We start from the raw sequence: 7,483 nt of genomic DNA on the forward strand, positions 1-7,483 counted from the left end.
CTCATAACATATTGATATACATTTATAATTTTCATGAATATTTATATTTAGAATTCATAATTCTAAATTATATTAAATAGATTAGAAACATTTTGAAATCTTTTAAATGCATTTGTTACATGTAATCTTTAAAATAAAATGAACTTCATAGAATAGTATCCAAATGTGCTTTTTTTTGGATAACGGCACTTATTGATATATTCATGAAGATTATAATCACAAGGGAATACATAATGAAAAGAAAAGTTCTGGCAATGCTGGTCCCGGCATTATTAGTTGCTGGCGCAGCAAATGCGGCTGAAGTCTATAATAAAGATGGTAATAAACTGGATTTGTACGGAAAAGTAGTGGGTCTGCACTACTTCTCTGATGATTCTGGCAGCGATGGCGACATGTCATATGCCCGTATCGGTTTCAAAGGTGAAACTCAGATCGCTGATCAATTCACTGGTTATGGTCAGTGGGAATTTAACATTGGCGCAAACGGTCCTGAAAGCGACAAGGGTAATACCGCAACGCGTCTGGCATTTGCAGGTTTAGGCTTTGGTCAGAATGGTACTTTCGACTATGGTCGTAACTACGGTGTCGTATATGACGTAGAAGCATGGACCGATATGCTGCCAGAATTTGGTGGCGATACCTATGCTGGCGCTGACAACTTCATGAACGGTCGTGCTAATGGTGTTGCAACCTACCGTAACAATGGCTTCTTTGGTCAGGTCGATGGCTTGAACTTTGCTTTGCAATATCAGGGTAATAATGAAGATGATGGATTATTCGGTCAGGAAGGTTCTGGTAACGGTAATGGCCGTAAGTTAGCTAAAGAGAACGGCGACGGCTTCGGTATGTCCACTTCCTATGACTTCGACTTCGGTTTAAGTCTGGGTGCTGCATATTCTAATTCTGACCGTACTGACAATCAGGTTCACAAAGGTTTGCATAACACTCGTTATGGAGATCGCTTCGATGCAACTGCTGGCGGTGAAACAGCAGAAGCATGGACCGTTGGTGCTAAATATGACGCTAATAACGTTTACTTAGCAGCTATGTATGCTGAAACCCGTAACATGACTGGTTACGGTGATGCTGATGCCATCGCTAACAAAACCCAAAACTTTGAAGTTGTTGCTCAGTATCAGTTCGACTTTGGCCTGCGCCCGTCCATCGCTTACCTGCAATCTAAAGGTAAGGATTTAGGCGGTGTAAATAGTGATAACTTCGACAGCCAGGGTAATCATCATTACACCAACAAAGATCTGGTTAAATATGTTGATATTGGTATGACCTACTACTTCAACAAAAACATGTCCACTTATGTTGATTACAAAATCAACCTGCTGGACAACGACGACGACTTCTACAAAGAAAACGGCATCGCTACCGATGATATCGTGGCTGTGGGCTTAGTCTACCAGTTCTAATCAGCCAACGCGCCGCGGCGTGTTACTGTAAAACTGAACACTAGCCTGAGTTCGTCCCTCATCGAACTCAGGCTTTTTTATTGACATTTCATCTCCATCTGCGGCACACGCAATTGCCGAAGCATATCGATACAGCACCTTACCCTGCCCCTCCTGGCACAACAACATCAACCAGCGACTCTTCAAGCCAACACCCAAATGCATTTCTTTATGAATTAATCCGTAACAAACACGCTTCCCATATAGAAATATTTGCAAAAATAGTGCATGAAATAAGATTTTTCTCTACCAATCCGCGATATAAATATTCATCAGCACCACAATATTCCACAGCACTAAATCTCTCCCAGCCACCCCGTACCTCTGATAATGGTCTAAAATCATTGAGGCCACTTGCGACGACGTTACTCAATAAGGAAAATTTGGCGTGAATAATATTCAACACCAGTGCAGCATCATCATTACATACTTACACCCGCCGACTACCGCTTTCGATATATTGACTCAATTTTCCAGCCTGGTTAAAAATAGCGACCAGCTCAGTCGCAAATATAGTGACTACCCTAACTAAGCAACAATAAGGAATACACTATGACTGTTCAAACAAGTAAAAATCCGCAGGTCGATATTGCTGAAGATAATGCATTCTTCCCTTCAGAATATTCGCTTAGCCAATATACCAGTCCTGTCTCTGATCTTGATGGCGTGGACTATCCAAAACCTTATCGCGGTAAACATAAAATTCTGGTGATCGCCGCGGACGAACGTTATTTGCCGACCGATAACGGAAAACTGTTCTCGACCGGTAACCATCCGATTGAAACGTTGCTGCCGTTGTATCATCTCCATGCTGCAGGTTTCGAATTCGAAGTGGCGACCATTTCCGGTCTGATGACCAAGTTTGAATACTGGGCTATGCCGCACAAAGATGAAAAAGTAATGCCATTCTTTGAGCAGCATAAATCGTTGTTCCGCAATCCGAAGAAACTCGCGGATGTTGTTGCCAGCCTCAACGCTGATAGCGAATATGCAGCAATCTTTGTTCCTGGTGGTCATGGCGCACTTATTGGTTTACCAGAAAGCCAGGACGTAGCTGCCGCTTTACAGTGGGCAATCAAAAATGACCGTTTTGTTATCTCCCTTTGCCACGGCCCGGCGGCTTTTCTGGCGCTTCGCCACGGCGATAACCCACTGAATGGTTATTCCATTTGCGCATTCCCAGACGCCGCAGACAAACAAACGCCAGATATTGGCTATATGCCAGGTCATCTCACCTGGTACTTCGGCGAAGAGCTGAAGAAAATGGGCATGAACATCATTAATGACGACATCACCGGGCGAGTACATAAGGACCGTAAACTTCTCACCGGCGACAGTCCTTTCGCAGCGAATGCGTTGGGTAAACTGGCGGCGCAGGAAATGCTGGCAGCTTACGCGGGTTAATCCCTGTTACGTTTGAATGTAAGCGCATAATTAATCGCAGCCGCGTTAGTACTCACGACGTGGCTGCGTTTTTTCACGGTTAATTTATGGCGTACTGAAGCCCTATGTTAATTTCTTTGCGGTAACGTAATTCGGAACACATTATGCTTATTGAGATAGTGATATGAAGCACTTCCCCCATGCAATTCGGCAATCGCTTTGACTAAAGAAAGACCAAGTCCCTGACCTACGGAATGACGCGAATTATCTCCCCGCCAAAATCTACGGAAGAGTTTTTCAGGCTCATGTATTTTCGTTCCAGGACTGGCGATATCAATATTAAGATAGCCGTTGGTATCAAGAAAACTGGTTATATGAATACGCGATTTTTCTGGTGAATATCTAATGGCATTAACAATAAGATTCGATAACATTCGTTGCAGTAAAATTTTATCCGCAAAGATTTGCTGATTGCACTCGACCTTAAAGCAAATCTCTTTCTCGTCTGAAAGATATTCAAGATAATCCAACAAATTTTCGACTTCCTTATTGAGAGAAAGCGAGTCCAGTTTCACCAAAACATTGTTTTTATCTGCCCGGGCAAGAAACAGTATGTTCTCTGTTAACCGCGAAATATTTTCCAACTCTTCAATGTTACCGGCAATTGTTTTTTGATATTCAGCGATACTTCTGGTTTGACTGAGCGTAACCTGATTCTGACCCAGTAATGCATTAATGGGCGTTCTAAGTTCATGAGCGAGATCGTCAGCAAACTGACTTAGACGCTCAAAATCTTTGACTAAAGCATGATGCATTTTATTCAACGCCTGCCCAAGAGGTTTTAGTTCTCTCGGTAATGCGCTAACCTCAACAGGCTCCCGGCTATCGTTATAATTCAGCGCTTCCGTTACACCACTCAACTTTTTGATCTCTCGTAACCCCGTTCGGATTAACAGCGGACTTAATACTGAGCACAGTATAATGGCGACAATGCAAATTATAATGCTATTGATTTTATACTGTTCAAGCATGTTATGTCTGGCTGAAGCCAATTTAGCCACAGTAACCGTTAATGATGGCGAAACTTCATCAATATTAATTCGTAAAGCATCTATCTCTGTATCATTAATAATGCTTCTGTAAATGCCAGCTGCGCTGATTGTCTCACTAGCAGGTATGTTATTTAACATGCCATCACTGACATTTGTCCGGTTAACAATTTTATTGATGCTATCACCATGAATGATCAAGATATCCTGACTAACATCCATCATCCGGTTAAAGTACACAGGTAACGTATCTGGATTTACCCCATCAATTAACAACTGCTTGATCTGTGCTGTCCGGTTAATGAGTGTTGTATCATCGCGCCATTTCAACTCACTTGCCAGGCCATTATAGAGAGTCCAGACAATTCCAGCACCAGCAACAGACAGTAGCAATATAAAAAGCAAGGTTAAACGGACGGTTATAGACAATCTTTTCATTATTTTTTTACCGCTACGAACGAATATCCCATCCCACGGATTGTGGCAATTAGCTTTTCAGGAAAAGGATCATCAACTTTTGCGCGGAGCCTGCGAATGGCGACATCCACCGTATTGGTATCACTATCAAAGTTGATTCCCCAAATTTCACTCGCAATAACCGTTCTGGGTATAATTTCGCCAGCTCTGGAGGCCAGTAGCCAAAGTAACTGAAACTCCTTGCGCGTCAGTGTAATACTGATATTGTCCCTGCTCACACTTTGACTAACAGAGTCCATTCTTAAGCCGCTGATTTCTAATGTTGAATTCAAAGCGTGATGTTGCCTTAATTGTGCCCGAACCCTTGCCAGCAACTCAGAAAATGAAAAAGGTTTTACCAGATAATCATTTGCTCCACTGTCCAGCCCTCTGACTCTGTCATCGACAGAATCCCTTGCAGTAAGGCAAATAACAGGGGTTTGCTTTGCCGTTCTTAACGTTTGTAAGATCTGCCAGCCATCCATACCCGGAAGCATAATATCCAGAATGATCAATGCATAATCATCCTTCAGCGCAAGATAAAGCCCATCTCTGCCATCAGAAACGGCATCAATGACATAACCCGCTTCGGAAAGCCCCTGCGTTACCCACTCCTGGGTCCTTTGATTATCTTCAATAAGTAAAATCTTCATGAAAATAATATGCCATAAATCATATGTTATAGAAACAACCTGGTTCATTACAAAATTGTAATGCTGCTGTAAGGTTACCCTGGACATTTTTTCGCTATCCTCAAAACTCATTCACATGACAAGGATATAAACATGTTAAAGCGTTATTTAGTACTCTCCGTAGTAACGGCTGCATTTTCATTACCTTCTTTGGTCTATGCTGCACAACAAAACATTCTTAGCGTGCACATTTTGAACCAGCAAACCGGAAAACCCGCTGCTGACGTGACAGTCACTCTTGAAAAGAAGGCGGATAACGGCTGGTTACAACTTAATACCGCCAAAACAGATAAGGATGGACGAATTAAGGCACTGTGGCCCGAGCAAACTGCAACTACGGGCGATTACCGTGTCGTATTTAAAACCGGGGACTATTTCAAGAAACAAAATCTTGAAAGTTTCTTCCCTGAGATCCCCGTTGAATTTCATATTAATAAAGTGAACGAGCATTATCATGTGCCTTTATTACTTAGCCAATATGGGTATTCAACCTATCGTGGCAGTTAATGCATAAATATGTAAAAGCAGATCTCTGCTACTGTTAGGGAGGACACTCCCTGACAGATTAACAGTAAACGGCTCTTGCTGGCTAACGACAAAAAAGTGTGATGGCTTATGAAAAAGAATCAATTTTTAAAAGAATCAGATGTTACGGCCGAGTCGGTATTCTTTATGAAGCGTCGGCAGGTGTTAAAAGCACTGGGCATCAGTGCAGCTGCACTTTCTTTGCCTCACGCTGCGCATGCCGATCTGCTTAGCTGGTTTAAAGGGAACGATCGCCCGCCCGCCCCCGCCGGAAAACCGCTGGAGTTCAGCAAGCCTGCCGCCTGGCAAAATAACCTGCCACTGACGCCAGTAGATAAAGTCTCCGGTTATAACAACTTCTATGAATTCGGGCTGGATAAAGCCGATCCCGCCGCTAATGCTGGTAGCCTGAAAACCGATCCATGGACACTGAAAATCAGCGGCGAAGTGGCAAAACCATTGACCCTCGATCACGATGATTTAACCCGTCGCTTCCCGCTGGAAGAGCGTATTTATCGTATGCGCTGCGTGGAGGCATGGTCGATGGTGGTGCCGTGGATTGGTTTTCCGCTGCACAAATTGCTGGCGCTTGCCGAACCCACCAGCAATGCGAAGTATGTCGCTTTCGAAACAATTTATGCACCGGAACAAATGCCAGGCCAGCAGGACCGCTTTATCGGCGGCGGGCTGAAATATCCTTATGTCGAAGGATTGCGTCTCGACGAAGCAATGCATCCGCTCACACTGATGACCGTGGGTGTTTATGGCAAGGCGTTACCGCCACAAAATGGCGCGCCGGTACGACTGATTGTGCCGTGGAAATATGGCTTTAAAGGGATTAAATCGATAGTCAGTATTAAGCTGACCCGCGAGCGTCCGCCAACCACCTGGAATCTGGCAGCGCCTGACGAATACGGTTTTTACGCCAACGTTAATCCGCATGTTGATCACCCGCGCTGGTCACAGGCTACCGAACGATTTATTGGTTCAGGCGGCATCCTCGATGTTCAGCGCCAGCCAACGCTACTGTTTAATGGTTACGCCGACCAGGTGGCATCGCTGTATCGTGGCCTGGATTTGCGGGAGAATTTCTGAATGCGTCTGACAGCAAAACAGGTGACATGGCTGAAAGTTAGCCTGCATCTTGCCGGATTGTTGCCGTTTCTCTGGCTGGTCTGGGCGATCAATCACGGTGGACTGGGTGCCGATCCGGTGAAAGATATTCAGCATTTTACCGGTCGCACTGCACTGAAATTTTTGCTGGCGACCTTGTTAATCACACCTCTGGCACGCTACGCAAAACAGCCGTTATTGATACGCACTCGCCGCCTGTTAGGCTTATGGTGCTTTGCCTGGGCGACACTGCATTTAACCAGTTACGCATTGCTGGAGCTGGGCGTGAATAATCTGGCGTTATTAGGCAAGGAGTTAATTACCCGGCCTTATTTAACGTTAGGAATTATCAGCTGGGTTATTTTGCTTGCTTTAGCGTTTACTTCAACCCAGGCGATGCAGCGAAAACTCGGCAAGCACTGGCAACAGTTGCATAATTTCGTCTATCTTGTCGCGATCCTGGCCCCAATACATTATCTGTGGTCAGTGAAGATTATTTCACCGCAGCCGCTCATCTACGCTGGGCTGGCTGTACTGCTTTTAGCCTTACGGTATAAGAAGTTGCGTTCCCTTTTTAACCGGTTACGCAAGCAGGTTCACAACAAATTATCTGTATAACTTCATATTGCCGACAAAGTACGCGTTATCCCTGCCGGATGCGGCGCGAGCGCCCTATCCGGCCTTGTATTATCCCTCCAGTGCAGAGAAAATCGGCCAGTTTTCTCTGCCTGCAGTCCGCATGCCGTATCGGGCCTTGGGTTCTAACCTGTTGCGTAGATTTATGCAGCGGACTGCCTTTCTCCCA

At 44.6% G+C, this 7,483-nt stretch carries 7 protein-coding genes; 5 read left to right on the forward strand and 2 right to left on the reverse strand.

From position 1 onward, the window contains the following. Positions 1-233: 233 nt before the first annotated feature. Entirely contained in the window at positions 234-1,421 is a 1,188-nt protein-coding gene (gene ompC, locus E0D98_RS19595) for a porin OmpC (protein ID WP_000824418.1), read from the forward strand. 591 nt (positions 1,422-2,012) lie between these two features. Further along, positions 2,013-2,864: a glyoxalase III HchA gene (gene hchA / locus E0D98_RS19605; protein WP_000218204.1), complete on the forward strand. Its 852-nt coding sequence runs from the start codon at positions 2,013-2,015 to the stop codon at positions 2,862-2,864. Between the two features lie 107 nt (positions 2,865-2,971). On the opposite strand, the gene hprS is transcribed toward hchA, so the two are convergent. Both hprS and hprR read right to left on the reverse strand, forming a co-directional pair. Further along, positions 2,972-4,330, reverse strand: coding sequence for a two-component system sensor histidine kinase HprS (gene hprS, locus E0D98_RS19610; RefSeq protein ID WP_000826788.1), 1,359 nt, complete (start codon positions 4,328-4,330; stop codon positions 2,972-2,974). Then, on the reverse strand, positions 4,330-5,001 hold the full coding sequence (gene hprR / locus E0D98_RS19615) for a response regulator transcription factor HprR (protein ID WP_001339045.1): 672 nt from the start codon (positions 4,999-5,001) through the stop codon (positions 4,330-4,332). The genes hprS and hprR overlap by 1 nt, the downstream gene beginning before the upstream one ends. Positions 5,002-5,133: 132 nt before the next feature. Here hprR and hiuH point away from each other — a divergent pair, with 132 nt between their 5' ends. The 3 genes from hiuH (at position 5,134) to msrQ (ending at position 7,296) form a co-directional block, all read left to right on the forward strand. Continuing rightward, positions 5,134-5,547, forward strand: a complete 414-nt coding sequence (hiuH, locus tag E0D98_RS19620) for a hydroxyisourate hydrolase (RefSeq protein WP_000920132.1) — start codon at positions 5,134-5,136, stop codon at positions 5,545-5,547. Positions 5,548-5,655: 108 nt separating this feature from the next. After that, the gene (gene msrP / locus E0D98_RS19625; protein ID WP_000740100.1) at positions 5,656-6,660 is read left to right on the forward strand and encodes a protein-methionine-sulfoxide reductase catalytic subunit MsrP; all 1,005 of its coding nucleotides are present in this window, start codon (positions 5,656-5,658) and stop codon (positions 6,658-6,660) included. Continuing rightward, positions 6,661-7,296, forward strand: a complete 636-nt coding sequence (msrQ, locus tag E0D98_RS19630; protein ID WP_001240105.1) for a protein-methionine-sulfoxide reductase heme-binding subunit MsrQ — start codon at positions 6,661-6,663, stop codon at positions 7,294-7,296. Positions 7,297-7,483: the final 187 nt, after the last annotated feature.

Source organism: Escherichia sp. KCJ4928, from assembly GCF_004352695.1.
Taxonomy (GTDB): domain Bacteria; phylum Pseudomonadota; class Gammaproteobacteria; order Enterobacterales; family Enterobacteriaceae; genus ECMA0423.